The sequence below is a fragment of the Paenibacillus sp. 598K genome, assembly GCF_003851045.1.
Taxonomy (GTDB): Bacteria; Bacillota; Bacilli; order Paenibacillales; family Paenibacillaceae; genus Paenibacillus_D.
The window spans coordinates 1-620 of the sequence record NZ_BFBX01000081.1; the positions used below are offsets into that span (position 1 = coordinate 1).

Here is a 620-nt window from a genome sequence, read left to right on the forward strand (position 1 = left end):
GGCGCGGCTCGAGCTTGCCGTCGCCGACGCCCTGGACGATGCCAGCGGCGACGAGGGCGGCTGCGCTTTCGCGAGCATAGGCGGCCACCTCGGCCTGATCGGCGAAGCGATCGAGCGATCCGCCGGCAGGCAGCTCGCGGTCGGCCGCTGCCAGCGCCCGCTGGACGAGCGTCATCACGTCCTGGCGGCTGATCGCCAGCGTCGGCTCGAAGCGCCCGTCGCCGGTGCCCCGGGCGATGCCCAGCTCGGAGGCGATCGCCAGCTCGTCATAGTAGTAGGCCGACGAGCTGACGTCGCTGAAGGCGACGGTCGCGCTGCCAGAGCCGCGCAGCTCCAGCGCCCGCACCAGGAGCGCGATGAAGTCGGCGCGCGTCACCTCGGCGTGCGGCTCGTAGCGCGTCTCGGAGACGCCGCGGATGACATCGCGCGCAGCCATCGCGTCGATCGCGTCATTCGCCCATGCGACGCGCTGCAGATCGCCGAAGCGATGAGACGGCGCGGCGACAGCGAAGGCGCTGAGATGTGTCGTCGTGAAGACCATCGCCGCGCTGGCGGCATCGTAACGGCTGTTCACCAGCGGCGTCGCGCTCGCCGGTCCATCCAGATGCCAGATGACGAGG

General features: G+C 71.1%; 1 protein-coding gene. It reads right to left on the reverse strand.

Translation table 11 applies throughout. The features are described from left to right. Nucleotides 1–620, reverse strand: a 620-nt coding sequence (locus PA598K_RS22075; RefSeq protein WP_185602163.1) for an S-layer homology domain-containing protein, incomplete at both ends; no start/stop codon positions are given.